Here is a 213-nt window from a genome sequence, read left to right on the forward strand (position 1 = left end):
TAAGAAGCACAGAAAGTATTTGGGTCTGTAGCTCAGTTGGTTAGAGCGCACCCCTGATAAGGGTGAGGTCGGCCGTTCAAATCGGCCCAGACCCACCAAGTACGATCTAGTAAGTAATGGGGCTATAGCTCAGCTGGGAGAGCGCCTGCTTTGCACGCAGGAGGTCTGCGGTTCGATCCCGCATAGCTCCACCATTTACTGATCATTCTGTGT

Annotated in this window: 2 tRNA genes; both read left to right on the plus strand. The window is 52.6% G+C overall.

From position 1 onward, the window contains the following. Window positions 1-21: 21 nt before the first annotated feature. Window positions 22-98 (plus strand) — tRNA-Ile (locus CCS02_RS22085). Between the two features lie 20 nt (window positions 99-118). Continuing rightward, a tRNA-Ala gene (locus tag CCS02_RS22090) sits at window positions 119-194 on the plus strand. Window positions 195-213 lie beyond the last annotated feature (19 nt).

This window comes from Marinomonas sp. ef1, assembly GCF_002806845.1.
In the GTDB taxonomy this organism is placed as follows: domain Bacteria; phylum Pseudomonadota; class Gammaproteobacteria; order Pseudomonadales; family Marinomonadaceae; genus Marinomonas; species Marinomonas polaris.